At 67.2% G+C, this 24,138-nt stretch carries 22 protein-coding genes and 1 tRNA gene; 12 read left to right on the top strand and 11 right to left on the bottom strand.

Annotated features, from left to right (window positions below):
- The first annotated feature begins 158 nt into the window (after window positions 1-158).
- On the top strand, window positions 159-1,220 hold the full coding sequence (locus NM961_RS01810) for a M35 family metalloendopeptidase (protein ID WP_255910587.1): 1,062 nt from the start codon (window positions 159-161) through the stop codon (window positions 1,218-1,220).
- A 345-nt stretch (window positions 1,221-1,565) separates the two neighbouring features.
- On the opposite strand, the gene NM961_RS01805 is transcribed toward NM961_RS01810, so the two are convergent.
- Window positions 1,566-2,147, bottom strand: a complete 582-nt coding sequence (locus tag NM961_RS01805; RefSeq protein ID WP_255910585.1) for a 2OG-Fe(II) oxygenase — start codon at window positions 2,145-2,147, stop codon at window positions 1,566-1,568.
- Between the two features lie 80 nt (window positions 2,148-2,227).
- Here NM961_RS01805 and NM961_RS01800 point away from each other — a divergent pair, with 80 nt between their 5' ends.
- The 3 genes from NM961_RS01800 to pssA all read left to right on the top strand — a co-directional run bounded on the left by NM961_RS01800 (window position 2,228) and on the right by pssA (window position 4,259).
- Entirely contained in the window at window positions 2,228-2,878 is a 651-nt protein-coding gene (locus NM961_RS01800; RefSeq protein ID WP_255910583.1) for a rhomboid family intramembrane serine protease, read from the top strand.
- A gap of 28 nt (window positions 2,879-2,906) precedes the next feature.
- A complete protein-coding gene (locus NM961_RS01795; protein ID WP_255910581.1) occupies window positions 2,907-3,545 on the top strand; it encodes a rhomboid family intramembrane serine protease in 639 nt (212 codons plus the stop codon).
- Between the two features lie 93 nt (window positions 3,546-3,638).
- On the top strand, window positions 3,639-4,259 hold the full coding sequence (gene pssA / locus NM961_RS01790; protein WP_255910579.1) for a CDP-diacylglycerol--serine O-phosphatidyltransferase: 621 nt from the start codon (window positions 3,639-3,641) through the stop codon (window positions 4,257-4,259).
- A 234-nt stretch (window positions 4,260-4,493) separates the two neighbouring features.
- Here pssA and NM961_RS01785 read toward each other — a convergent pair whose 3' ends face one another.
- Entirely contained in the window at window positions 4,494-5,162 is a 669-nt protein-coding gene (locus NM961_RS01785) for a hypothetical protein (protein WP_255910578.1), read from the bottom strand.
- Window positions 5,163-5,328: 166 nt separating this feature from the next.
- Between NM961_RS01785 and NM961_RS01780 the strand changes: the two genes are divergently transcribed.
- The gene (locus tag NM961_RS01780) at window positions 5,329-7,341 is read left to right on the top strand and encodes a matrixin family metalloprotease (protein WP_255910576.1); all 2,013 of its coding nucleotides are present in this window, start codon (window positions 5,329-5,331) and stop codon (window positions 7,339-7,341) included.
- A gap of 274 nt (window positions 7,342-7,615) precedes the next feature.
- Window positions 7,616-9,394, top strand: a complete 1,779-nt coding sequence (locus tag NM961_RS01775; protein WP_255910575.1) for an acyl-CoA dehydrogenase family protein — start codon at window positions 7,616-7,618, stop codon at window positions 9,392-9,394.
- Window positions 9,395-9,430: 36 nt separating this feature from the next.
- On the opposite strand, the gene NM961_RS01770 is transcribed toward NM961_RS01775, so the two are convergent.
- Window positions 9,431-9,622 carry a hypothetical protein gene (locus NM961_RS01770; RefSeq protein ID WP_255910574.1) on the bottom strand — a complete coding sequence of 64 codons (192 nt, stop codon included), beginning with the start codon at window positions 9,620-9,622 and terminating at the stop codon, window positions 9,431-9,433.
- Between the two features lie 42 nt (window positions 9,623-9,664).
- Here NM961_RS01770 and NM961_RS01765 point away from each other — a divergent pair, with 42 nt between their 5' ends.
- Complete coding sequence (locus NM961_RS01765) at window positions 9,665-10,084, top strand: hypothetical protein (RefSeq protein ID WP_255910573.1); 420 nt, start codon at window positions 9,665-9,667, stop codon at window positions 10,082-10,084.
- A gap of 128 nt (window positions 10,085-10,212) precedes the next feature.
- On the opposite strand, the gene NM961_RS01760 is transcribed toward NM961_RS01765, so the two are convergent.
- Together NM961_RS01760 and NM961_RS01755 are read right to left on the bottom strand one after the other, a co-directional pair.
- Complete coding sequence (locus NM961_RS01760; RefSeq protein WP_255910571.1) at window positions 10,213-10,986, bottom strand: AraC family transcriptional regulator; 774 nt, start codon at window positions 10,984-10,986, stop codon at window positions 10,213-10,215.
- Window positions 10,987-11,326: 340 nt separating this feature from the next.
- Window positions 11,327-11,758, bottom strand: coding sequence for a hypothetical protein (locus NM961_RS01755; RefSeq protein ID WP_255910569.1), 432 nt, complete (start codon window positions 11,756-11,758; stop codon window positions 11,327-11,329).
- Window positions 11,759-12,338: 580 nt separating this feature from the next.
- On the opposite strand from NM961_RS01755, the gene NM961_RS01750 reads away from it, so the two are divergent.
- The 4 genes from NM961_RS01750 to NM961_RS01735 are packed head-to-tail and all read left to right on the top strand — an operon-like array spanning window position 12,339 to window position 16,931.
- Window positions 12,339-13,583 (top strand): TolC family protein, encoded by a 1,245-nt coding sequence (locus NM961_RS01750; protein ID WP_255910566.1) that lies wholly within the window; start codon window positions 12,339-12,341, stop codon window positions 13,581-13,583.
- Complete coding sequence (locus NM961_RS01745; protein ID WP_255910564.1) at window positions 13,580-14,626, top strand: HlyD family secretion protein; 1,047 nt, start codon at window positions 13,580-13,582, stop codon at window positions 14,624-14,626. Before NM961_RS01750 ends, NM961_RS01745 begins: the two co-directional genes overlap by 4 nt.
- Window positions 14,623-15,789, top strand: coding sequence for an ABC transporter permease (locus NM961_RS01740; RefSeq protein WP_255910562.1), 1,167 nt, complete (start codon window positions 14,623-14,625; stop codon window positions 15,787-15,789). Before NM961_RS01745 ends, NM961_RS01740 begins: the two co-directional genes overlap by 4 nt.
- The gene (locus NM961_RS01735) at window positions 15,786-16,931 is read left to right on the top strand and encodes an ABC transporter permease (protein ID WP_255910560.1); all 1,146 of its coding nucleotides are present in this window, start codon (window positions 15,786-15,788) and stop codon (window positions 16,929-16,931) included. The genes NM961_RS01740 and NM961_RS01735 overlap by 4 nt, the downstream gene beginning before the upstream one ends.
- Before the next feature lie 54 nt (window positions 16,932-16,985).
- Here NM961_RS01735 and NM961_RS01730 read toward each other — a convergent pair whose 3' ends face one another.
- The 4 genes from NM961_RS01730 to NM961_RS01715 all read right to left on the bottom strand — a co-directional run bounded on the left by NM961_RS01730 (window position 16,986) and on the right by NM961_RS01715 (window position 18,951).
- Window positions 16,986-17,759 (bottom strand): tRNA(His) guanylyltransferase Thg1 family protein, encoded by a 774-nt coding sequence (locus tag NM961_RS01730; RefSeq protein ID WP_255910558.1) that lies wholly within the window; start codon window positions 17,757-17,759, stop codon window positions 16,986-16,988.
- Window positions 17,756-18,202 (bottom strand): ATP-binding protein, encoded by a 447-nt coding sequence (locus tag NM961_RS01725; protein ID WP_255910556.1) that lies wholly within the window; start codon window positions 18,200-18,202, stop codon window positions 17,756-17,758. Before NM961_RS01725 ends, NM961_RS01730 begins: the two co-directional genes overlap by 4 nt.
- A gap of 169 nt (window positions 18,203-18,371) precedes the next feature.
- Window positions 18,372-18,818, bottom strand: coding sequence for a hypothetical protein (locus tag NM961_RS01720; RefSeq protein WP_255910554.1), 447 nt, complete (start codon window positions 18,816-18,818; stop codon window positions 18,372-18,374).
- Between the two features lie 57 nt (window positions 18,819-18,875).
- Window positions 18,876-18,951, bottom strand: a tRNA-Ala gene (locus tag NM961_RS01715).
- Window positions 18,952-19,426: 475 nt separating this feature from the next.
- Here NM961_RS01715 and NM961_RS01710 point away from each other — a divergent pair.
- Window positions 19,427-19,747, top strand: a complete 321-nt coding sequence (locus NM961_RS01710) for a lipid-A-disaccharide synthase N-terminal domain-containing protein (protein WP_255910551.1) — start codon at window positions 19,427-19,429, stop codon at window positions 19,745-19,747.
- A gap of 88 nt (window positions 19,748-19,835) precedes the next feature.
- Here the strand turns inward: NM961_RS01710 and NM961_RS01705 are convergent, their stop codons facing one another.
- Window positions 19,836-21,197: a DUF1329 domain-containing protein gene (locus tag NM961_RS01705; RefSeq protein WP_255910548.1), complete on the bottom strand. Its 1,362-nt coding sequence runs from the start codon at window positions 21,195-21,197 to the stop codon at window positions 19,836-19,838.
- A gap of 193 nt (window positions 21,198-21,390) precedes the next feature.
- Complete coding sequence (gene metH, locus NM961_RS01700) at window positions 21,391-24,096, bottom strand: methionine synthase (protein WP_255910543.1); 2,706 nt, start codon at window positions 24,094-24,096, stop codon at window positions 21,391-21,393.
- Window positions 24,097-24,138: the final 42 nt, after the last annotated feature.

Genomic DNA, 24,138 nt, shown 5'->3' with positions numbered 1-24,138 from the left:
ATAAGCGGGGAAAGTTAACTTGTATCATTTCTTCGCCGCCGGTCCGCATGCTGCGGCGCAGCGTTACTGCGATGCGGGCAAACCCCTAGTCTGGCGGGCGGTGCCGCTCGGCACCCGCTGCCGGGGGGCGGCGCCTACATCACACTGAGGAACATGTCATGCAGAAGCTGTATGCAGGTTTTGCCGTGCTCGTGTTGGGAATGGGGGGAATTTCCGCGGCCAATGCGGCCGGTCTCGAACTGCGTCTGAGCGAGGCTTCCGCCAAGGATTTCGGCAGCGGCAAGATTGTTTACACATTGAGCAACACCACCGCCGCGCCCATGCAGGTGCTGCGCTGGATGACGCCGCTGGACGGCGTGAGCAACGACCTGTTCGATGTCTACCAGAATGGCGAACGTGTCGCGTATACGGGCCGGCTGGTCAAGCGCCCGGCGCCGACGGCGGCCGACTATGTCGAGATCGCACCGGGCCAGAGCCTCAGCGCCGAGGTCGACCTGACCGCGGTCTACGACATGCGCAAGGGCGGCAATTTCAATGTGCGCTACAACCGCGAAGGCCGCGACGTAATCAAGGCGGCGCAGGATGCCGCCCGCGCCGGCGTGCGCGGCGCGCTGGATTTCGACCGCCAGGCCGACAGCATCAGCGTGTTCGCCGATGTGGCCGTGGATGCGCTGGACGAGGTGAGCAAGGCCGATGTCGGCGTGCTCGCCGCGACCAACAGCTTCGTCAGCTGCAGCACCACGCGCAAGACCCAGATCGCCACGGCGCGCACCTCGGCCACCAGCTACGCCAGCAATTCGAAGAATTACCTGACGGCGGGCACCCAGGGCAGCCGCTATACCTGGTGGTTCGGCACCTACAACAGCTCGCGCTACTCCACCGTGCGCACGCACTTCAACAACATCCACAGCGCGCTGTCGTCGCAGCCGTTCACCTTCGACTGCGGCTGCACGGACAGCGCCTACGCCTACGTGTATCCGAACCAGCCGTACAAGATCTACCTGTGCAACGCATTCTGGTCGGCGCCCAACACCGGCACCGATTCGCGCGCCGGCACCATCGTGCACGAGACCAGCCACTTCACCGTGATGGGCGGGACCGACGACTGGGCCTACGGCCAGAGCGCCGCGCACAGCCTTGCCGTCAGCAATCCGTCGCGCGCGGTGGACAATGCGGACAGCCACGAATACTTCGCCGAGAACACGCCGGCGCGGAACTGAGCCGTGCCGTGCTGATTGAAAAACGGGGCCGGAATTTCCGGCCCCGTTTTCTTGTGCCTGGGTGCGCAGGGCCGCGACGCGGCTGGTGCACGCCGGAAACGGATCCGGACGGCGCGGCGCTTCCAACGGATTGCCGGCAGGATCCGCCGCGAAGCAGATGGACTTCCGGCAAGGCTTCGCAATCGGACAGGCTTCCGGCAAACGCTTGCCGCAAACTGGACAGACTCTCGGCAAGACTAGCCGCGAATGATGCGGGCTCCCGGCAAGGCCTGCCGTGAATTAGGCGAACTCCCGGCAATACTCACCGCGAATCAGGCGACACCGTGGACCCGGACGGCGATCCGCTCACGCCAGCGCCCGCCGCCGGAACCAGCCCGCGATACTCAGCCGTTCGCGCCGCGCCGGCAGCACCTCGTGCTCGATTTCCGCGGAAAGGAACAGCACCAGCGTGCCGCCCCGCGGCACCACATCCTGATCGCCCCCAGGCAGATACAGCCGCAGCGCGCCGCCGTCCGCGGCGTCCCAATCCGCATTGAGATACAGCACCGAGGACAGCACCCGCGCATCGTCGTCGCGGAAGCGGTCGCGGTGGCGGGCGTAGCCGGCGCCGGGCGGATAGAGCGCGTAATGCGCCTCCAGTTCCTCCAGCCCCAGCAGCAGACGCTGGTTGAGGCCGCGGCGCAGCCCCTGCATGGCCTCCCAGTACGGCTCCTGCGCCGCGCTGGGCGCCGCCGGATCGAACCAGCGCGTACGGTCGCCGCGCAGGCCCGAGGCCAGGCGCGCACGTCCGGTCGTCGCGGCGCTGAGCCCGGCCTGGGCATCCAGTGCGCGGCATTCCTGTGCCAGTGCGGCTGTGGCCGCGGCGGGCAGGAAATCCGCCAGCACCAGCCAGCCCTGGCGGTGCAGCGCGGCGGCTATCGTGTCCAAGTCATCGGATTGCGGCATCATTGCGTTCTGTGCAGCCTGGGAATCCAGCGCAGCGCCCACGATATGCGACAGGACTCGCCATGCCCAGCCAGATCCCCCCGGTCATACGGGCCCTGCTCATCGCCAATGTCGCGATCTATCTGTTGCAGCAGCTGGCCGGTGATTTTCTCACCTTCAACTTCGCCCTGTGGCCGTTCGGCGAGAAGACGGGCATCGCGCCCGACGGCAGCGTGGTCACGGTGGGCTTCCAGCTGTGGCAACTGCTGAGCTACGGCTTCCTGCACAGCGGCCTGGCCCACCTGGCGATGAACATGCTCGGCCTGTACATGCTGGGCGGGCACATCGAGCAAGTGCTGGGGCCGCGCCATTTTCTGATCTACTACCTCACCTGCATCGTCGGCGCGGCGCTGGCGCAGCTGCTGGTAGTGGAATTCTTCCTCGGCGGCTTCTATCCGACCGTGGGCGCTTCTGGCGGTGTATTCGGTGTGCTGCTGGCCTTCGCCCTGCTGTTCCCGCGCGAACGGCTGATCCTGTTTCCGATCCCCCTGCCGATTCCGGCCTGGCTCTTCGTCACCCTGTATGCCTCGGCCGAGCTGTATTTCGGCGTGACCGGCACGCTGGCCGGCATCGCCCATTTCGCCCATCTGGGCGGCATGGTGATCGGCTTCGTGCTGCTGCAATACTGGCGCGGCAAGTTGCCGCTGAAACCGCGCCGGCAGCTGCGTCTCTGACCTTTTCCGCGACCGGATACGGCCCCGCATGAATGCGCCTCTCGTCACCGTCTGGCTGGTGATCGTCAACACCGTGGTCTGGGCCGCACAGGCTTTCCTCGGCGACCGCCCGCTGCTGCGCTACGCGCTGTGGCCGCCGGGCGAACATGTGCTCGCCATGCTGGGCGAGCGTTCCATCGTGGTCGGCTTCGCGCCGCACCAGCTGGTCAGCTACGGTTTCCTGCATGCCGATGCGGTGCATCTGGCCTTCAACCTGATCGGTCTGGTCGTGTTCGGTCCGCTGATCGAACGTTGCATGGGCGCCGGGCATTTCCTGTTCTACTACTTCTTCTGCCTGGTGGCCGCGGGATTGCTGCAGCTGATGAATGTCGCCGGCGGGCCGCCGGCGCCGACCCTGGGCGCCTCCGGCGCGGTCTACGGACTGCTCGCCGCCGCAGCACTGCTGTATCCGCAGCGGCGCCTGCTGCTGTTCCCGCTGCCGTTCGAGGTGCGTGTGCGCACCTTGGCCCTGGTGCTGGGCGGGCTGGCCCTGGCTCATGGCGTGCTGGGCAGCCAGGCCGGCGTGGCGCATTTCGCCCACCTGGGCGGCATGCTCGGCGGTTTCCTGCTGGTGCAATACTGGCGCGGCTTGTTGCCGCTGAAGCCGCGACGTTGGCTGGAGCCCTGAGCCGCTTCCGTACGCTTCCTACACCCGCCGCCGTTGTAGCATCCGGGCAGGCGCCCGGTCCGGCGGCGCCGCGGCGAACCGAGAAACGCAGGTATGAATCAACAAAGCCATTTTTCCATGATTCGCGGATTCCACCTGGCCGACTGGTTCACCCTGGCCAACGCCGCCTGCGGCATGGCAGCAGTGTTCGCCGCCATGGCCAGCGTACGGCCCGGGGCCGGGATCAGCCTGCTGCTGGCCTGTGCCTTCATTCCGGCGGCCTTCGTGTTCGATGTGCTCGACGGCCGGATTGCGCGCTGGCGCCAGCAGCAGTCGGCGCTGGGGCGGGAACTGGATTCGCTGGCCGATGTGATCTCCTTCGGCGTGGCGCCCGCAGCCATAGGCTATGCCGCCGGCATGCACGGCCTGTGGGACTGTGTGATCCTGGGCTATTTCGTCTGCTGCGGCGTCAGCCGTCTGGCGCGCTACAACATCACTGCCGAGGCGCTGTCGCAGGAGGCGGGCAAGGTGAAGTACTTTGAAGGCACGCCGATTCCGACCAGCCTGCTGCTGGTGGTGGTGATCGCCGTCGCGGCTTGGCAGGGCAGGCTGGGCGCATCGCTGTGGCTGGGGCAGGTCGAGCTGGGGCCGTGGACGCTGCATCCGCTGGCGCTGATGTTCGCGGTCTCCGGTTCGCTGATGATCAGCAAGACGCTGCGCATACCGAAGCTGTAGGTGATTTCCGCACAGGCGCCTGCAGCGGCGCCTGTACCCGTCCCGTAGCATGCGCCTTACAGCCGGGCGTCCGCTGCGCGCTGGCCTGGTGCTCGGCTCAGGGGCTGCGAAGCGCAGCGGTGGGCATGGTGTGATGCGCTGGAACGCCGTCAGAAAGCAAGGGGCTGCGAAGCGCAGCGGCACCCACGTGTCCGGTGATTCGCTGATGGCGCTGCGCCTTGCGCGCCGGCGCGCTCAGTCCTCGTCCAGTGCGTTGTAATCCCAGGCTATGCCCAGCGCCGCGTCTATCGCGGCGAGATCGGCGCGCGTGCGCCCGGCAGCCCACAGCGCGCAGTCCCCGCCCGTGGTCAGGGCCAGCACCTGCGCGGCATTGCCGTGGAAGGCCATGACGCCGTCGGGATGCCGCCCCAGCAGAGGCCACTGCGTACTCGCCTGCCGCATTACCGAAGGCGTGGTCTGCGCATAGGCCGCGTGGGCGAAGCCGCCGTTGACCAGCTGCCACCAGCCCATGAGGCGCAGCCACTGCGAGCAGGGCAGGTCCTCGCCATGCCATTCCAGCGTTTCGCCGCCAGCCACGCTGATGCCCTGCCAGACCTGGGGATCGTCCTCGGCCAGGCTGTCCAGGCGCAGTCCCCAGCAGCACACGCCCTGGTTCTCGTCCATGAACACCAGATGGCCGTCTTCGCACTGCAGTTCCTGCGGCGGCAGTAGGCGGTTGTGGCTGCGGTTCAAGGCTTCGACCGCGCCGCAGGTGGCGTAGTAGGCGTGCAGGGCCGGCGGCAGCCGCAGGGCCAGGCGCTGCTCCGCCGCGGTCAGTTCGCTGGCGGCGTGGCCGTCGCCGCCGTGCAGCGGCCGGCCCAGATGGCGGGCGGCGAATTCGCGGTAGCCGTCGGCCAGGTTCATGCGGTTTCAACCCCTGGATGGAGGTATTGATTCTGCCCTCCGGTGGAGTCAATGTGCCAACCAGTGCGAGAAGCGGCGCTGCCGCGGCACCAGTTCCAGACGCTTGCGCAGTCATCGTCAGCAACCGCGGCTGCGGTCTGCGCCGGCGCAACAGGGGGGAACCGTCATGCACCGGAAACGTATCATCAGTGCGGCCCTGCTGGCCGCGTTCGTGCTGGCGGCGGCGCTGTCCGCCCAGGCCAGCCAGGTGGCGCCGCAGTCGGAACAGGAACTCGCCGCTGCGCCGCGCATCGTCGTCGCCGAAGTGGAATCGGCCCAGTCGCGCTGGAATCCCCAGGGCACGCTGATCCTCACCGACTACCGCCTGCGCCGGCTTGAAACCCTGCGCGGCGACTTTGCCGCCAGCTTCGTGCTGACCCAGGGCGGCGGCACGGTGGGCGGGGAAACCCATCATCTGAGCGACTTGCCCGAACTCGAAGTCGGCGGGCGCTATCTGCTGTTCCTCAACGAGGCGGACAATCCCGTGTTTTCCTCGGTGCGCTACGGCGCCGCCGGCGCGCGGCGGGTGGAGCCCGCCGGCGGCCTGCGCGGCGGCGGCGACCTGCGCGGGTTCCGCGATCTGGTCGCCCGCACGGCCGTGCGCAGCGACGCGCAGCTGCGGCCCGCCTCTCACGGCCGCCGTTATCCCGCCAGCGAATACCGCCGCGACGCCGTGCGCGGCGTGCAGGCGATACAGCGGCCGGCGCAGGCCCTGCCGGTGCTGCCGCCGGATCCGGCCGCCGACCTGCCCGGCGTGCCGCTGCCCCAGTCCGGCGCCGCGCCGGCGGAGCTCTACAGCGTCGATCTGCCGGACTACCTGGTGCAGCGCGCGCCCGCGCCGACCATCACGTTCAATCCGTTGCCGCTGGACTGGCCGTGGAGTCCGTCGGACCAGCACATGATGTCCACATGGAACAGCTACGGCGATATCTTCCGCGTGCTGCAGACGCCGACCGGCACCTGGGCCTGGAACAACAACCGCTACGACCTGGCCGGCTTTCCCAGCGATGCGGAAATGCAGGCGCAGTTCGGTGCCGGCTGGGGCGCTACCACGCTCGCGGTCTGCTATTCGCGCTGGAGCGGCAGCGGCCCCATTCTCGAATCCGATATCGCGATCAATCCGGCTTACAGCTGGACCCTGGACGATGCGGAAGGCACCTCCGACGCGCCGGCCTGGAGCTTCCGCCAGACCCTGCTGCATGAACTTGGCCATTCCTGGGGCCTGCAGCATCCGTGGGAGACGCAGAACGTGTTCTGGCCCTCGACCATGAACTACGGGCCGAAATGGGCGCGCGATCCCAAGCTGCACAGCGACGACACGGCCGGCATCCGCTCGGTCTATCCCGGCATCAGCCTGCACGACGGCAGCCTGGTCATGTACAGCACCGCTGACAACGCCGCCAACAACAACGCGAGCTATACGCCCACGGTTCCGGCGGCCAGCAGCTATTTCCATGGCCAGACCCTGAGTTTCGTCGGACCGGTGGAGCTGCAGAACCTGGGCACCAGCAATCTGGTCAACCCGGGTGTCGACGTCTATCTCACCGGGGTGCGCATGGCCTATGCCAGCAGCGTCTATCTCGGCCGCAGCAATTACACCACTACCGTGGCGCCGTTTCCGAACTCGCTGGCGCTGCTGAATCTGGGCAGCTACCTCATCGGCTCTTCCGTGCCGACCGGCATCTACTATCCGGTCATCTACCTGGCCGCCAGCGGCGCCACCGATGCGCAGCTCGGCAACAACTCGGCCTGGGGCCGCGCCGAGAATCCGGTCACCGTGCGCAACGTCACCCAGTCGCTGATTCCCTTGCCCGCGCCCCAGCTCAGCAGCGTCGGACGCATAGGCCCGGATGGCGAATGGACCTACAGCGTGAACGCCCAGGCCGGCTATACCTACCGCTTCGCCACCTGCGGCCAGGCCAGCTTCGACACGATGATTGTCGTCGTCGGCAGTTCCTCCCTGGTTGTCAATGACGATGCCTGCAGCCCGCAGTCCGAGGTTGTCTGGACCAGCACCAGCAACGAGGCCCTCACGATCACCGTCAGCGGCTACAGCGCGGCCGACCAGGGCACGTTCCAGCTGGAATACAGCGGCAGCAATTCCGACCTGATCTTCCGCAACGGCTTCCAGCAGCCCTGAACAGCGCCGCCGCCTTTGCGCGGCGGCCATTTCGCGCAGTGACGCAGGCTTTGCGTCACTGCGCGGCACGGGGCGCGACGCCATTGCGCAAACGCGCATGCTGCACTGCGCCGCCGATGGCCGTTCCCGCGGAGTGCGCGGCAGCGCCTGTGATGCGGCGGCGCAGCATCAGCCGCAGCCACAAGCGGTTCAAGTCCACAACCCACTAATCTGCTTGCCTTGCGCCGCGCGGCGATACCACACTGGTTCATCGCCACCACGCCAGGAGCTTCGCGTGAACGCCACCGCCCCCACCGCCGCGCCCGTGTCCGACAGCGACGGCCTGCGCCGCGACCAGAGCGTCGTCAAGAGTCTGTTCTTCGGCGAGATCGTCGAAGAGAATTTGTTCCCTTATCCCAAAATGCGGGATCGCGACCGCGAGCTGCTGGGCGCGATGACCGACGCCATCGACGATTTCCTCACGCCGCGCCAGGCCGATCTCAAGCACTACGACCGCACCGCGGAACAGCCGGCGGACTACATCCAGGCGCTGCGCGACATGGGCCTGTTCGGCCTCATCATCCCGGAGGAATTCGGTGGACTGGGCCTGTCCAACGCCGCCTATGCGCGCGTGCTCAGCCAGACCAGCTCGCACGATTCCTCCACCTCGCTGACCATAGGCGCGCACAGCTCCATCGGCATGAAGGGCCTGCTGCTGTTCGGTACCGACGCGCAGAAGGCGAAGTATCTGCCGCGCCTGGCCAGCGGCGAGATGATCGCCGCGTTCTGCCTGACCGAGGCCGGCGCGGGTTCGGATGCCGCCTCGGTGCGCACCAAGGCCGTGCGCAACGACGACGGCAGTTGGATCCTCAACGGCGAGAAAATCTGGATCACCAACGGCGGCATCGCGGATTTCTATACCGTCTTCGCCAAGACCGACACGCCCGAAGGCAAGATGACCGCCTTCATCGTCGAGGCGGCCCAGGCCGGCGTCAGCCACGGCCCGCACGAGGACAAGATGGGCATACGCGCCTCCAGCACCACCACCGTCGCCTTCAGCGACGTGCGCGTGACAGCGGAGAACGTGCTGGGCGAAGTGGGCAAGGGCTTCAAGGTGGCCATGGCCATCCTCAACAACGGCCGCACCGGCCTGGGCGGCGGTGCCGTCGGCGGCATGAAGACCCTGATCCGCCTGTGCTGCGCCCAGGCCAAGGAGCGCAAGCAGTTCGGCCGGCCCATCGCCGATTTCGGCCTGGTGCGCGAGAAGATCGCGCAGATGAGCATTGACTGCTTCGCCGCCGAAAGCGCGGTGTGGATGGTCGCCCACTACATCGATTCGGGCAGCAGCGACTATTCCACCGAGGCGGCGATCAGCAAGGTCTTCGCCAGCGAAGCCGTGCAGCGCGCCAGCTACGAGGCGCTGCAGATCGCCGCCGGCAATGGCTTCATGCGCGAATTTCCCTACGAGCAGATCACCCGCGACACGCGCATCCTGTCCATCTTCGAGGGCACCAACGAGATCCTGCGCCTCTACGTCGCCCTGTCCGGGCTCAAGGATGTCGGCGCCACCTTGAACGAACTCAAGCACGCCGTCGGCAATATCTTCAACGACCCGATCAAGGGGTTCGGCGTGCTCAGCACCTACATGCGCCGCCGCGCCAGCGAGACCACCGGCTACGGCACCGACAAGATCCTGCGCGAACTGCATCCGACCCTGCGCAAGGCCGCGGCCACCTACGAGAAATACGTGGTCGAACTGAGCAAGGCCGCCGACGCCCTGCTGCGCCAGTACGGCAAGACCATCGCCGACCAGCAGCACGCGCAGAAGCGCATCGCCGACATGGCCATAGATCTGTTCGTCGGCCTGTGCGTGCTCTCGCGCGCCGACAGCCTGGTGCGCGAGAACCATGCGGAAAAGGACAACGCTCTCAGCATCGCCGAGATCTTCACCCGCCAGGCCCGCCGCCGCCTTTCGCGCAACGTGCGCGGCATGCGCATCAACGAGGATCCGGCGATCGAGGCGCTGGCCGCGGCAGTGCTGGAGAAGGGCGGGGTGGGTTGGGATGTGATCTGATCTGAGCGGATCCGCGCCGCCGGATTGTCGTCACGATCAGCGCCGATTGATGCTGGCACCGCGGCCGCGTGCAGAAGACAGGCGCACATCGTGGCATGCTGCGCCAGGTCTACAGCCGGAGCCGGACTGGCTGGTTTTTCCGATGGATGGTGACCAATGCAGGCTTTTCTGTTTTCCCTGTTCCTGGCCGTCGCGCCCGGTGGCGGTGCAGCGCAGCAGCCTGTCCATGCCGAAGACGCCGATAGCGGCGCTGCTTTTCAGTAGCCGCTGTTGACCGCCTTGCGCAAGGCCGACCGTATCGTGCTGACCGAGCATTCCGACAAGCACGACTCGTTCGATCGCGTGACCAGTGAGGCCAACGGTCCGTACCATGTCTATGCCTCGCACCAGCTCAGTGCCGGGGAGCGCAAGCATCTGATCGATGCCGTCGCCGCTGTCGATCCGCAGGCCGGCCCGTCTACGCTATGCATGTTCTTGCCGCATCATGCCGTCGATTTCTATGCCGGCGAGCAGCGCGACAGCCGGCTGGAGATCTGCTTTACCTGCGGCGAAATCGAATGGGATGCGGCGGCGAATGCCTCGTACCCGCAGGAATTGGTCGGGGTGTTCAGCCGGCTGGCGAAGCAGTCCGGCATGAAGACCGACCAGAACTGGGAAAAGAAGCTCAAGAACGTGCAGGCGAGCCAATAAGCGGACATACAGACTGGAGCCTGCGCGGCAGAAAGGCTCGCAAGAAGTAGCCGATCCGCTTGCCGCCCGGTTGTTCGTGCAGACGCCTGCAGCTTGCTGGCCCCGCGGGTGAATTCAATCCGCCCGCGCTAGCGCCTGGCGTCCAGCTCGTCCTGCGGCCGCGCCAGGCTGCGGTACTGGCGCGGCGTGAAGCCGGTGATCTGGCGGAACTGGCGCGACAGCGAACTCTGGTCGGAAAAGCCCGAACGCTGGGCGATCTCGGCGATGGGCATGTCGGAAGCGGAAAGCAGCCGCGCCGCGTTGTCGATGCGCGATTTGATCAGATAGCGCCCGGCCGGCATGTGGAAGATCTTCTTCATGCGCCGCTCGAACTGGGCCAGCGACAGCCCGGCCATCTGCGCCAGGTCTTCCATGCGCAGCGGCTCCAGATAGTGTTCGTGCATGTAGTCGACGGTCTGGGCGAAGCGCGCGTCGATATAGCCGGCGCGGCTGGGTTCGACCAGGTCCTTGGAAATCGCTGCGAGGCCGACCAGGCGGCGCTGGCGGTTGTAGATCGGCTCCTTGGTCGAAAGGCACCAGCCGGCGGCGCCGTTGCGGTACACCGTCAGATCGAGGTTGTCGACGATGGGCCGCCCGGTGCGGAACAGGCGTTCGTCCTGGCGCGCGTAGCGTTCGGCCATGGGCCGCGGATACAGATCGAACGCGGTCTTGCCTATCGCATCCTGCTTGCGCCGTATGCCGCAGCGCTGCACCACCGTCTCGCTGATGGAGACATAGCGGCCGTTCCTGTCCTTGATCGCGTAGAGCGTGTCCGGCATGCGATCAAACAGCGCCTCGAAGCAATGGATCGATTCCATGTCGGCCAGAAATGCTTCGCGCCAGTGATTCAGGTCTTTGTTCATGGCTCCCCCCACGGGGGCCGCATGCTAGCTCGCGCGCCTGGGGCGATTGCAAAAGCCCGGGATTCTTGACGGATTCTGACGCGGTTCGTCGCGATTCCGGCCGAGAGCGGGGCGGGCTGAGCATGCTCTGGTGCGGCCCGGCAGGGCGCCTTGCGGAGGAATTCTTGCCGTTTGCCGGCGCCGGTGCACCGCTAAAGCGACAGACCGGCGGGAGCGGCCTGGCGGGTACCGGCGCCAACGGCATTTGGCGGCGTCCATCCGCTCAGTGCCTGGGCCCGCAGCTGTTGGGCAGGCGCGGAACCGCTGCAGCGCAGTTGCGGTGAAATTCCTTGAAGAAATTTCAATTTTGCGGCGGACCCGGCTGCTCCTCCGCAGCGGCCCGCTGCGCCTGCGCCAGCGGAGAGCGCGACGCGTCGTAGCGCCTGGGGCGGCGTTCGAGGAAGTAGCGCAGTAACCCGTGAATCGCCAGGCCACAGACCACGGCGACCGGGGGCACCAGGATCAGGGCGTCGCTGAAGTCTTTGACGTACCAGGGCGTCAGCAGCAGGGCAAGGGCCAGTCCCCAGGCGGCGGAAATCCAGCCGGGCTGGCGCCAGGCGGTTGCGGAAAGAATCACCGCCAGGCAGAACACCGGTACCGCAACGGCATAGAGCCCCAGGTAGCTCAGGCCGCCGTAGTCCGAAGCCAGGGCGATGGCGGGAGCGCCGGCGAGCAGGGCGACAGTAAGCGCGGCGGGCTTCCCGGCGCGGATCGGTTGGCGAGAGATCGGCATGGCCGCACCTTAGCCCGGCGGCAGCACGCCGTCCACGCGGCGCCGGGCAGGTAGGCGACGGCAGCCGCCCGGGTCTGCGGTGTGCCTGGCGATGCGGCGCAGCCACCGCGTGGCGCGCGCCCATCCTTAGCCTGTACCGCCGCGCTGCGCCGCCCGCACCCGGCGCACACAGAAGATACGCAACCAAAATTTACCCATATGGGTAGTTCACGCATCGTCCTGTGAGTGGATTAATTACGCGCAGGGGAGTACTGGCTTGCTACGCTGAGCACGCCGCCTGATTTCCGGAAGGTGCCGGCGCAGCCAATGGGGAGGGTCCGGATGGATGCCGACACGGCGATGCCTACCGTTACGGTGATCGCTTCTGCTGCCCCGGGCGCAGCCGCAGTGGCGTTTGTCCTTCCTCTCGATGCGGCCGCGGCGCAGCGGCCGCGGCGCCGGCGGGCCTGATCGCGTGGCGCGCCGTGGCTGGCATCGTTGCTGGGTATTTCTGGCCGCCGGCCTGTGCGCCGGATCCTGCGGGGCGCAATCCGATGGCCAGCCGCTGGACTTCGCTGCCGCCCACGCGCGCCTGCAGGCCATGTCCGATGCCTTGCGCGCGGCGGAGCTGGCAGTCGAGGACAAGCAGCAGCTCGCCGCGGCGGCGCAGCGGCTGCGTCTGCCGGAACTCTCCGCCGATATCCGCTTTGCCGATTCAAAGAAGACCCTGGCGATTCCGCTGGGCCCGCTGGAACCGCTGGCGGCGCAATACGGCATCGATTCCCCGGTGGTGATCGAGAACCGCTCCTGGCGCACGCGGCCCATACTGCAGGCCACGCTGCCGCTGTATTCCGGCGGCGCCATTCCGGCCCAGCAGCGCCTCAGCGCCGCCGCCGTACAGCAGGCCGAGGCCGAGCGCGCGCTGCAGGCCGATACCTTGTTGACCCGGCTGGTACAGGCCTATTTCGGCCAATCCCTGGCCGAGCGCGTCGTGGCGGCACGGCAGCAGGCGCGCGAGGGCTTGCAGCAGCACCTGGCCGACACCCGCCGGCTGAAGGAACAGGGTTTCGCCACGCAGGCGCAGCAGTTGCAGGTGCAGGTGGCGCGCGACCAGGCCGAGCGCGAATTCCAGAGGGCGCTCAACGACCAGGACAGCGCCCGCGAAACCCTGGCCCTGCTGCTGCGTTCCGCGCCGGTGCAGACCAGCACGCCGCTGTTCGTGTTGCCGGAGCCCATCGCCGCGCGCGAGCATTTCCGCGGGCAGGCAGTTGCTGCGCATCCGCAGCTGGCGCGGCTGCAGGCCATCGTCGCGCAGTCGCGCGAAGGCGTGCGCCTGCAACAGGCCCGGCAGAGGCCTACGGTATTTGCCTTCGGCCAGTACGACGCGCACAAGGAAGATGCCACCCTGGTCGAGCCGGACTGGGCCCTGGGCGTGGGCATCCGCTATACCTTTCTCTCCGGTGGCCGCAGCCAGCAGGTGGCCGCGGCGCGCGCGCGCAGCGAACAGGCCGAAGCCGCGCTGCGGGAAGTCCGCGTCGAGCTGGATATTGCCGTCACCCGCGCCTACGCGGCCATGAGCAATGCCGCCACGCAGTTCACATTGCTGCAGAGCGCGATCGCCCAGGCCGAGGAAAACCTGCGCCTGCAGACGCTGTCCTTCCGCGAAGGGCAGGCAACTTCGCTGGATGTGATCGACGCGCGCACCGCCCTGGTCGGCGCCCAGGTGGCGCGTGCGCAGGCGGCGTATCAGTTCGATGTCGCGCTGGCGCAGCTGCTCGAAGCCAGCGGCGGGTCCGGCGAATTCCCGCGCTATGCCGAGCTTCCCGACAGGATCGATGTGCAATGAGCGAGCCCGCCGCGCCTTCTCCTCCCGAACCGCTGGCTGCGCGCCGCGGCGCCGCGCCCGGCACCGGCAGCCGCCGCTGGTGGATCCTGCCGGTCCTGCTTCTGCTGGTGATCGCGGCCGGTCTGTGGCTGGCGTTTCTCCATCCGGGCGCGGACCAGGTGCAGGGGATGGCCGATGCCGACAGCATCCATGTCGCGGCCAAGATCAGCGCGCGCGTGCTGAAGCTGCATGTGCGCGAAGGCGAGCGGGTGCGCGCCGATCAATTGCTGTTTGAACTCGACAGCCCGGAAGTGCTGGCCAAGCAGCGCCAGGCCCAGGCCGTGCTGGACGCGGCCAGCGCGCAGGAATCCAAGGCGCTGGAAGGCGCTCGCGCGGAGGAAATCCGCGCCGCCCAGGCCAACTGGAGCCGGGCCGTGGCGGCCAGCGAGATCGCCCAGTCCACCGCGCGCCGGCTGGATACCCTGTTCAACGAAGGCGTGGTTACGCGCCAGCGCCGCGACGAAGCGCGCGCCCAGTCCGCCGGCGCCGTCGCTGCCCAGCAGGCCGCGCGGGCGCAGTATGACCAGGCCCTGGCCGGCCTGCGCAAGCAGGACCAGGCCGCCGCCGCAGCCCAGGTGCGCCAGGCCGAGGCGGCCATCGCCGAAGTCGAGGCCGCGAAGGCGGAAATGCGCGCCCTCGCACCGCTGGATGCGGAAGTGGAGAAGCGCCTGGCCGAAGTCGGAGAACTGGTCCCGGCCGGCTATCCGGTGTTCACCCTGATCGACGTCGATCACCTGTGGGTGGCGCTGAACCTGCGCGAGGACCAGTTCGCCGCGGTGCAGGTGGACCAGGTCGTACATGGCGACATTCCCGCCCTGGGCCGCAGGAATGTCGCGTTCCGCATCTACTACATCGCCCCGGCCGGCGACTACGCCACCTGGCGCGCCACGCGCCAGTCGCGCGGCTACGACATCAAGAGCTTCGAGGTGCGCGCGCGGCCGGTGGAGCCGGTGGCGAATTTCCGTCCCGGCATGAGCGTGCTGTTTCCCTGGCCGCCGAAATGACGGCCGCCGCGCCCGTTTCCAGTGCCTTCGCGGCCGCGCGGCGGGAGCTGCGCTACCTGCGGGAAACGCCCGCCGAGCTGCTGCTGATGACGCTGTTCCCCTGCGTACTCGGCGGCATCCTCGCCTGGCTGCTGTCGGCGGCGGCCATACGCGACCTGCCGGTCACCGTAGTGGACCAGGACCGCTCCAGCCTGAGCCGGGACCTGATCCGCCGCCTGGACAACAGCCCCGGCCTGCGCGTGGCCTCGGTACTGGGCGATATGGGCGAGGCCTGGTCGCGCGTGCGCGGCATGGACGCCTATGCCGTCGTGCTGATTCCGGACCTGAGCACGCGCCGGCTGTACCGCGAAGGCAGCGCGCGATTGCTGGTCTACTACAACGCCAGCTATCTCACGGCAGGGCAGGGCGCCGCGCGCGATGTCGCCGCGGCGGTGGCCAGCCTCAACGCCCAGCTGCTGCTGCGCGACATCGCCAAGATGCGCGGCACGGCCGGTTTGCGCAGTCCGCCGCTGGGCGTGCAGGCCACGCTGCTGTCGAATGCGCCGCGCAGCTTTGAACACTATCTGCTGGAGCTGCTGTTCCCCGGCGTGCTGCATCTGATGGCCGGCCTGGGCATGGTGGCGTCGCTGGGGCGCGAAGTGCGCGACGGCACGCGGGGGCCGTGGCTCGCGGCCAGTCCGCATCCGCTGGCCAGTCTCGCCGGCAAGCTGGCGCCTTATGTGCTGTGGTTCGGTGCGCTGTCCTGCGTCGGCTTCGCGTACCTGGTCGTGGTATGCGGCAGCGTGATCGCCGGCAGCGCGGGCCTGCTCGTCGCCGGCGCGTTTGCGCTGGCGCTGGCCGGCGCCGGCATCAGCCTGCTGCTGGTCGGCGCACTGCGCGACATGGGCACGGCCTTGTCGATGTGCGGGCTGTATATCGGCACCGCGCTGGCGTTCTCCGGCGCGACATTTCCGACCCTGGGCGGCGCGCTGTTCACGCGCATCTGGAACCTGCTGCTGCCGCTGACGGCGTATCTCAAGCTGCAATTGCAGCAGTTCGACGTGGGTTCGCCGGTGCGGGATTCGCTGCTCTGGCTGGGCGTGCTGCTGCTGTTCTGCCTGCTGCCCGGCGCCATCGGCGCGTATCTGCTGCTGCGCCACGCGCGCCAGCCGGCGGCGGCATGAACCTGTTCCTGGCCGAGCTGAAGCAGGTCCTGCGCGAGGTCTTCGCCGACCGCTATGCCAAGGCGACGATGATAGGCGCGATCATTCTCTACTCCGTGTTCTACCCCGCCGCATACCGGCACGAGGTGACCCAGGATCTGCCCGTGGCCGTGGTGGACCAGGACCACGGCCCGTCTTCGCGCCAGTTCATACGGCGCCTGGACGCCGTGCGCACGGTGCGCATCGCCGGCTTTGAAATGTCGGTGGCGCAGGCGCGCCGCGGCGTGGAGCAGGGGCGCTACGAAGGCATCGTCGTCATCCCGCACGATTTTGAACGCGACATCGCCCGCGGCGGCACCGGCAACATCGTGGTGCTGGCCAACGGTGCCTACCTCAGCCGCGGCAGCAATGTACTGGTGGCCGTGGGCGAAGTCGCCGCGGGAATGTCGGTGGAACTCGCCCGCGCCGGCGCGCGCAGCGGCTTCAGGCGCGAAGCGCCGCCGCTGCAGCTGACCCAGCGGCCGCTGTTCAATGTGCGCGAAGGCTACGGCAGCGGCATGGTCCCCGGCGTGGCCGAGATCATCGTGCACCAGACCTTGCTGATCGGCATAGGCGTGATCCTCGGCGGCCGCCGCCAGCGCAACGGCGGCCGGCGCCTGAGCTACCGCTTCAGCCAATGGAGCGGCATGCTGGCCGGCTTCGCCTGCATCGGTCTGCCGGCGGTGCTGTACTACGCCGGCTTCACTTTCTGGGTGCAGGACTATCCGCACGGCGGCAACCTGGGCGGACTGGCCGTGGTCGCGCCGCTCTATATCGCCGCGGTGCTGTGTTTCGGCCTGTTCGTCGGCAGCTTCTTCTCGCGGCGCGAGCATGCGTTCCAGTTCATCACCGGCGCGTCGCTGGTGCTGTTCTTCCTGGCCAATCTGAGCTGGCCGCTCAGTTCGACGCCGCCGCTGCTTGCCGCGCTGGCCAAGCTGCTGCCCACCACGCCGGGCGTGAATGCGATGGTGCAGATCAACCAGATGGGCGCGTCGCTGCAGGAGACCCTGCCGCAGCTACTCAACCTGCTTGCGCTGGTGGTGGTGTATGCGGGGCTGGTGGCGTGGCGGTTTCGCAGAGGCGGCGATGCGGGCGATCGCGGCAGAGCTGCGGCACCGGCTTGACGCAGGTGCGCTTGCGGAATGTGGAAAAATGGATTGCCCGCGGCGTGGCGTCGCCTAGCCGTCAGCTGTCGCCGTCTCTAGCCGTTCGCGCAGGAATACGGCAAACGCTTCGCGCATCGGCAGATCCGCGTCGACCTTGATGCGGCTGCGCCGGGCTTCGGTGATTGCGCCGGTGCGCGGATCGGACCCGGGTTTGAACCAGGTTTCCGCATACAGGCCGACGCCGCGCTTCTGCCAGCCGGGCACATCGTTGAAGTTGATGCCGTGCCGGAACAGCAGCTCGTTCTTCGCCGCGGACGCCAGGCCGCTGAGCTGCCGGGCTGCGCTGTGCGCGTCCAGGCCGTTCTTGCGCAGCAGCCAGTAGCAGTGCGCATTCAGCGCATTGCGTGCGGCGTCTGCCTGGCGCCACAGGAAATAGTCGATCACCAGATCCCGGCTGGGCAGCTGCGACACGCGGCAATCGAACGCCGCCGGCGCGCCCAGGCGCGAACTGAACAGGGCGCTGGCTTCGCCGGCCAGCACCGAGTGGATCTTGCGCAGCTTGCGCCTGAACGTCTGGCTGGAAGCATCCAGCAGAATCGAGATCTCGTCGCTCTGGGTATAGCCGAACAGCGCATCGAAACCGCAGTCCATCAGATGTGCGGCAGTCGCAATCATGTGGTCGCGGAAACGGCTGTCGAAGGGCGCCTCGAAATCATGCAGTTCGCGCACCAGGCGGGTGAAGGCGCGTCCGTCGACCCGGGCGATCATGTAGAGCCCCGGCAGCACGGCGAGGTCGTTGGTGCTTTCGTAGATGCGCATGCGCGCATCAAGATTGTCGAATTTCATGTCTGCAACAGTTCTTCGCGATAGCTCCCGTCGATGCGGGCCTCGACGACGACGATGCGGTCCCAGCCTTCATCCGGTGTTGGCGTTTCCAGTTTTGCCAAAGTGCCGCGGACGGCAATGTCCGGCACGCGCTGTTTGCCGCTGCGGCGCGCATTTCTCTCCAGCGCGGCCGCCAGCCCGCTCCGGAAGTGATACAGCTCGATCCGTTCATATCCCGAAGCCCGCGCCAGCTGCAAATAACGCAAACGCTGGGCGCGGGAGGGATTGGTGTTATCCACCACGAAGCTGATTTTCGCGGCCAGGCAGGCGTGCAGCAGAACGTCTTCGCGCTGGCGCGTGTGCAGCAGGTCCAGGCTCAGCCGCACATGCGTATCGAACCAGTGCGCCTGCGCGTAGCTGGACTTGCCGGAGCCTTGGATACCGCAGAGGATGATGGCGTGCATAGGCGGGGGCGCTGACCTGGTTTCCGCCTTTATACGTGCGGACTTGCCGCGGTGTATATGCGGCGGCGGTGCTGTGTCATCCGATGGCAGTGTTTCCGTCGTGCCCCGTCCGGAGAATCCTGTGACGCCGAGAGATTGCGTCTGCGCGAAGGCACTCGCGCAAACGCACTTAGTCAAAACCGTAGCGGAAGACCCGGGCGGAATCCGACGGGCAGTACAGCGGGTTAGTACCCTCGCAAATGATGGTTGTCTGGTAGGCGGGCGGCCAGGTCGGGCCGACGGCATCGAGCCGGCTGGCCCAGGCATAGGCGCCCGTCTGGGACCAGGTATTGCAAGTTGCCGCGGTGACGCTGCCGCTGGTGTTCATGCTGGTCCAGACGTACTGGCTCTGGCTCAAGGCACGGGTGCCGGTCTCCGTCACGTTCAACAGGGCGTGGACGAAGTCGCTGCGGATCTGCGCAAAACTGTCGGCGAACTTCGCGCCGTCCAGGCGCTGCCAGGGGCCTTCTGATCGAGGATGCGTTCGCCGGGCAGCTGTGCCAGCAGTGGGCGCAGCGTACTGGCGCGACTGAAAAAGAAAACGGCCGCCGAAGCGACCGTTGTCTTGCTGCGCCATCGCTGTTGGGCGCTCGCCGGGGTTACCGCGGATTCGAGCCTGGACAGCGGATTTTGGTGGTGGAGCGGAGGAGGATCGAACTCCCGACCTTCGCATTGCGAACGCGACGCTCTCCCAGCTGAGCTACCGCCCCACACGACTTGCGGCGCGGCAGGGCCGCGCGAGGGCGCGAATGGTAGCGCGGGGCGTAGGGGTATGCCAAGCCCTGGCGGTGAGGCGGGGCGGGCGGCTGTTCCGGCTATTCGGGCCGGCGTTCTGGACAAGCAGCGGGCCGGCCTGGATAGCGCCGGATCCGGGTCCAGCTTCCAGCCCGCCCTGTCAGCCCGGGGGCTCTGTCGTTTCAAGGTTCAGGGCCCGGCGCCAGGACTCGGGTTTCGAGCATCGGTCTCAAGCACGAGGCCCGAGACCGAGGACCTGAGATCAGCGGATGACGCTCGGCAATCGTGGTTCGTACTCGCCGCCCGGCCAGCAAAGCCAGCTCAGCCATGGCAGTTTCCCCTGCGGCCCCATGCCGCAGCCGGACTGAAATGTCCATCCAATGCCGGCTGCTAGAATCGGCGGCCCGCCCACGCCCGGCGTGGCTTCTTTTCCTTACCCGCGCGCCAGTCATGGATCAAGTACTGTTCGATTTCGACCATGTGGTCATCACGCCGTGGAAGCTGATCGGCTATCTCGGTGCCTTCCTGTTCACTGCGCGCTGGTTCGTGCAGTTGTATGCGACGCGCAAGGCCAAGCGCGCGCATCTGCCGATGATGTTCTGGTACCTGTCCATCGTCGGCAGCCTGATGACCCTGTCGTATTTCATCTGGGGCAAGAACGACTCGGTCGGCATCATCCAGAATGCGTTTCCGGCAGTGGTGGCGATGTACAACCTGATCGTGGAACTGCGTCACCGGCGCACCGAGCGGGCATCCCAGCCATCGGTATGAGTTCCGCGCTGCGTGGAGACAGCGCAGCAAAAAGGGCGGCCCTGGGGGCCGCCCTTTTTTTCGTTTCCCGCGCCGTTTCCGGCCGCGCTTACTGGATGCCGCGCGTACGCAGCGCCGCCGGTGCGAAATCCGCCGGTGTGCGGGTCAGGCCGAAGTTGATCTGTTCGTCCTGGTTGTCCAGGCCGCTGACCAGGTAGCGGCCGTTGAGCAGGTCGTAGTGCACTTCCAGGGTCGGCGACACCATGGGCACTTCGTAGTAGTTGATTACGTGGGCTTCGGACACGCGCCAGAGCTTGCCCTTGCTGTCGTAGTGGTCGGCCAGCAGGATCTGCCAGCTGTCTTCGTCGATGTAGTAGGTGCGGCGCGGGTTGATATGGCGCTGGCCGGCCTTGAGCGTGGCTTCCACCACCCAGACGCGGTGCAGTTCGTAGCGCAGGTGGCGCGGATCGAGATGGCCGGGCTTGACCAGGTCTTCCGGCTTGAGTTCGCTGGAGTCGGCGCGGTAGGCGTTGTAGGGCACGTAGAGTTCGCGCTTGCCGACCAGCTTCCATTCGTAGCGGTCCAGTGCGCCGTTGAACATGTCCAGCATGTCGTTGGTGCGCAGGCCTTCGGAGGCCGTGCCGGGGTTGTCATAGGCCACGTTCGGCGCGCGGCGCACGCGGCGCTGGCCGGCGTTGTACAGCCAGACGTCGCGCGGCGCGACGGTGGGGTTCAGGGTCTCGTGCACGACCTGCATATTGCCGGCCAGGCGCGCCGGGCTTTCCACGCTCTGGAAGTAATACGAAAACACGTTGTCGATGGCGCTGAGCGAGGTGCCCTGGCGGAAGTAGGGGAACAGGAATTCCTCGCGCACGCGGGCCAGCACGAACTGGCCCGCGGCGGTCGGCGCGGCCTGGTTCCACCAGCGCGACAGGGCGATGCCGCGGTACTTGAGCTTGTGGTTCCACATCGCTTCCGCGCCGCTCTGCGGCAGCGGGAAGGGGAAGCCCTCGGCGGCGTCGTTGAGCACGTCGCTGCCGTCGGCCAGCTTCGCGCTGACGGCGTTCTTGCGCGTCATCTCGTAGGTGCGCGCCGGGAACGCGGCGCTGCGCCGGGTCGGGTAGACGTTGAATTTGAGGCTGGGGTATTTCTTCAGCAGGGCGAGTTGGCCCGGCGTCAGTTTCTCGGCGAAACGCGCGGCGTTGCCGGCGTCGATGGCAAACGCAACCGCGTCCTTGGCATAGGGATCCGGGTGCGAACCGCCAAGCTTGTATTCCGCCGGCGGCGTGGTCAGGCCGCCGGTCCAGGCGGGAATGGTGCCGCTGGAATTGCCGGCGCGTTCGGCGCCCAGCGGGGTGAGATCCTTGTCCAGCTGCGCGGCCTGCGGCGGCGGCACGGCGGCCTGGGCGGCGCAGGCGAACAGCGCGGAAATGCACAACAGCGGCAAACGCCGCCAGCCGGTGACGAACATGGGCAACTCCAGATTCGGCCGGCGAGTCCACGGCCTGGGAAACGGGGTGCGCATGGTGTGGGGCGGGCGTAGAGCAAACCATCGGCGCAGCGGCCAGGGATGAACGCCGATTCAGGAATGGGCGGCGGCCGGGCGCCGCCTGCGGCGCGGAACCGGCCGGTGCCGGCCCCGCGCGCGAGTATCGCGGCGCTGCTCAGTCCGGGTCGTAGTCCAGCAGCGGCGCCAGCCAGCGCTCGGCCACTTCCAGCGTCCAGTTCTTGCGTTTTGCGTAATCTTCCACTTGTTCCTTGCTGACCCGGCCGACCACGAAATACTGGCTCTGCGGATGCGAGAAATACCAGCCGGACACCGCCGCCGCCGGATACATGGCGAAGCTGTCGGTGAGTTCGATGCCGGCGTTCTTCTCCGCGTCGAGCAGGTCGAACAGGGTGCCTTTCTCGGTGTGCTCGGGACAGGCGGGATAGCCCGGCGCCGGGCGTATGCCGCGGTATTTCTCCGCGATCAGGTCGTCGTTGGGCAGGGTCTCGTCGGCGGCATAGCCCCAGAACTCGCGCCGCACGCGCTGGTGCATGCGTTCGGCGAAGGCTTCGGCCAGGCGGTCGGCCAGGGCCTTGAGCAGGATGGAGGAATAATCGTCGTAGTCCTTCTCGAAGCGCTCCAGGTGTTTTTCTATGCCTATGCCGGCGGTGACGGCGAAGCCGCCTATCCAGTCGGACACGCCGGACGATTTCGGCGCGATGAAGTCGCTGAGGCAGAAATCCGGCCGCTCCGCCGGTTTGTCCACCTGCTGGCGCAGGAAGTGCAGCCGGGTGCGCTTGCCGGCGCCGGTGTCGACCTCGACATCGTCGCCGACGCTGGCCGCCGGCCACAGGCCGATAACGCCGCGGGCGGAAATCCACTTCTCCTCGACGAGGCGCTGCAGCATGGCGCGGGCGTCGCGATACAGCTCGCGCGCCTGGGCGCCTACGATCTCGTCATCGAGTATGGCCGGGTAGTTGCCGGCCAGTTCCCAGGTGGAGAAGAACGGCGTCCAGTCGATGTAGTCGACCAGCTCGGCCAGCGGGTAATCCTCGAACACGGTGATGCCGGGCTGGCGCGGCACCGGCGGCGCATAGCTGCTCCAGCCGCCGTCGAAGGCCTGGCCGCGTGCATGGGCGAGGCTGACCAGCTTCTTGCCCGGGCCGCGGTCCTTGTGGCGCGCGCGGATCTCGGCGTATTCGTGGCGTATGCGGCCCATGAACTCGTCGACCAGTTCCCTGGAGATCAGCGACTGCGCCACGCCGACCGCGCGCGAGGCGTCCTTGACCCACACCGTGGGCGATTTGTAGTGCGGTTCTATCTTCAGCGCCGTATGCGCGCGCGAGGTGGTCGCGCCGCCGATCAGCAGCGGAATATTGAGGCCCTGGCGCTGCATTTCCTTGGCCACATGGCTCATTTCTTCCAGCGACGGCGTGATCAGGCCGGACAGGCCGATCATGTCGGCGTTCTCCTCGCGCGCCACGTCGAGGATCTTCTGCGCCGGCACCATCACGCCGAGGTCGACCACGTCGAAGTTGTTACAGCGCAGCACCACCCCGACGATGTTCTTGCCGATGTCGTGCACGTCGCCCTTGACCGTGGCCATGATGATCTTGCCGTTGGACTTGCCGGCGTCGCCGCTGCGCGCCTTCTCTTCCTCGATGAAGGGCAGCAGGTAAGCCACGGCGCGCTTCATCACGCGGGCGGATTTCACCACCTGGGGCAGGAACATCTTGCCGGCGCCGAACAGGTCGCCGACCACGTTCATGCCGTCCATCAGCGGGCCTTCGATCACGTCCAGCGGACGGCTGGACTGCAATCGCACTTCCTCGGTGTCGCCTTCGATGTACTGGTCTATGCCGTGCACCAGGGCGTGCTTGAGGCGCTCGCGCACGGGCTGTTCGCGCCAGGCCTGGGATTCGACCGCGGCCTCGCCCTTCTTCGCCTTGTAGCGGTCGGCGATTTCCAGCAGGCGCTCGGTCGCATCGGCGCGGCGGTTGAGCACCACGTCCTCGACGCGCTCGCGCAGCTCCGGATCGAGGTCGTCGACGATGGGCAGGGCGCCGGCGTTGACGATGCCCATGTCCATGCCGGCGCGGATGGCGTGATAGAGGAAGACCGCGTGTATGGCCTGGCGCACGGTCTCGTTGCCGCGGAACGAGAACGACACGTTGGATACGCCGCCGGAGACATGGCAGTGGGGCAGGGTCTGCTTGATGATGCGGGTGGCTTCGATGAAGTCCACCGCGTAGTTGTTATGTTCCTCGATGCCGGTGGCGATGGCGAAGATGTTCGGATCGAAGATGATGTCCTCGGGCGGAAAGCCGACCTCGTCCACCAGGATGCGGTAGGCGCGGGTGCAGATTTCCACCTTGCGCGCGCAGGTGTCGGCCTGGCCGGCTTCGTCGAAGGCCATCACCACCACGGCGGCGCCGTAGCGCAGCACCTTGCGCGCCTGTTCGATGAAGACATCCACGCCTTCCTTCATCGAGATGGAATTGACCACGCCCTTGCCCTGCAGGCACTGCAGGCCAGCCTCGATCACGCTCCATTTGGACGAGTCGACCATGACCGGGATGCGGGCGATGTCCGGCTCCGAGGCGATCAGGTTGAGGAAGCGCACCATGGCGGCTTCCGAGTCGATCAGGCCTTCGTCCATGTTGACGTCGATGATCTGCGCGCCGCTGGCGACCTGCTGGCGCGCGACGTCGACCGCTTCCTCGAAGCGGCCTTCCTTGATGAGCTTCTTGAACGCGGCGCTGCCGGTGACGTTGGTGCGTTCGCCGACGTTGACGAACAGCAGGTCGGGCGTGATGACCAGCGGTTCCAGGCCGGAAAGCCGGGTGTGGCGCGGCAACGTGTTGGAGGTTTCGCTATTCATGGGGCGATGTTCTTGTTATCGGTTTTGTCGGGCGGGCGGTAC

Origin of the sequence: Tahibacter harae (assembly GCF_024437735.1) — a bacterium.
GTDB classification, from domain to species: domain Bacteria; phylum Pseudomonadota; class Gammaproteobacteria; order Xanthomonadales; family Rhodanobacteraceae; genus Tahibacter; species Tahibacter harae.
This window is presented reverse-complemented; position numbering and strand designations above follow the sequence as displayed.

Coding starts and splice junctions, on each gene's coding strand:
- NM961_RS01770 (WP_255910574.1), bottom strand. CDS start 9,622: ATGGACAGGCTGCTGCGCTGCACCGCCACCGGGCGCGACGGCCAGGAA.
- NM961_RS01795 (WP_255910581.1), top strand. CDS start 2,907: ATGAATGCGCCTCTCGTCACCGTCTGGCTGGTGATCGTCAACACCGTG.
- metH (WP_255910543.1), bottom strand. CDS start 24,096: ATGAATAGCGAAACCTCCAACACGTTGCCGCGCCACACCCGGCTTTCC.
- NM961_RS01750 (WP_255910566.1), top strand. CDS start 12,339: ATGTCCGATGCCTTGCGCGCGGCGGAGCTGGCAGTCGAGGACAAGCAG.
- NM961_RS01720 (WP_255910554.1), bottom strand. CDS start 18,818: ATGGCGCAGCAAGACAACGGTCGCTTCGGCGGCCGTTTTCTTTTTCAG.
- pssA (WP_255910579.1), top strand. CDS start 3,639: ATGAATCAACAAAGCCATTTTTCCATGATTCGCGGATTCCACCTGGCC.
- NM961_RS01755 (WP_255910569.1), bottom strand. CDS start 11,758: ATGCCGATCTCTCGCCAACCGATCCGCGCCGGGAAGCCCGCCGCGCTT.
- NM961_RS01735 (WP_255910560.1), top strand. CDS start 15,786: ATGAACCTGTTCCTGGCCGAGCTGAAGCAGGTCCTGCGCGAGGTCTTC.
- NM961_RS01745 (WP_255910564.1), top strand. CDS start 13,580: ATGAGCGAGCCCGCCGCGCCTTCTCCTCCCGAACCGCTGGCTGCGCGC.
- NM961_RS01705 (WP_255910548.1), bottom strand. CDS start 21,197: ATGTTCGTCACCGGCTGGCGGCGTTTGCCGCTGTTGTGCATTTCCGCG.
- NM961_RS01785 (WP_255910578.1), bottom strand. CDS start 5,162: ATGAACCTGGCCGACGGCTACCGCGAATTCGCCGCCCGCCATCTGGGC.
- NM961_RS01740 (WP_255910562.1), top strand. CDS start 14,623: ATGACGGCCGCCGCGCCCGTTTCCAGTGCCTTCGCGGCCGCGCGGCGG.
- NM961_RS01725 (WP_255910556.1), bottom strand. CDS start 18,202: ATGCACGCCATCATCCTCTGCGGTATCCAAGGCTCCGGCAAGTCCAGC.
- NM961_RS01710 (WP_255910551.1), top strand. CDS start 19,427: ATGGATCAAGTACTGTTCGATTTCGACCATGTGGTCATCACGCCGTGG.
- NM961_RS01730 (WP_255910558.1), bottom strand. CDS start 17,759: ATGAAATTCGACAATCTTGATGCGCGCATGCGCATCTACGAAAGCACC.
- NM961_RS01780 (WP_255910576.1), top strand. CDS start 5,329: ATGCACCGGAAACGTATCATCAGTGCGGCCCTGCTGGCCGCGTTCGTG.
- NM961_RS01810 (WP_255910587.1), top strand. CDS start 159: ATGCAGAAGCTGTATGCAGGTTTTGCCGTGCTCGTGTTGGGAATGGGG.
- NM961_RS01760 (WP_255910571.1), bottom strand. CDS start 10,986: ATGAACAAAGACCTGAATCACTGGCGCGAAGCATTTCTGGCCGACATG.
- NM961_RS01800 (WP_255910583.1), top strand. CDS start 2,228: ATGCCCAGCCAGATCCCCCCGGTCATACGGGCCCTGCTCATCGCCAAT.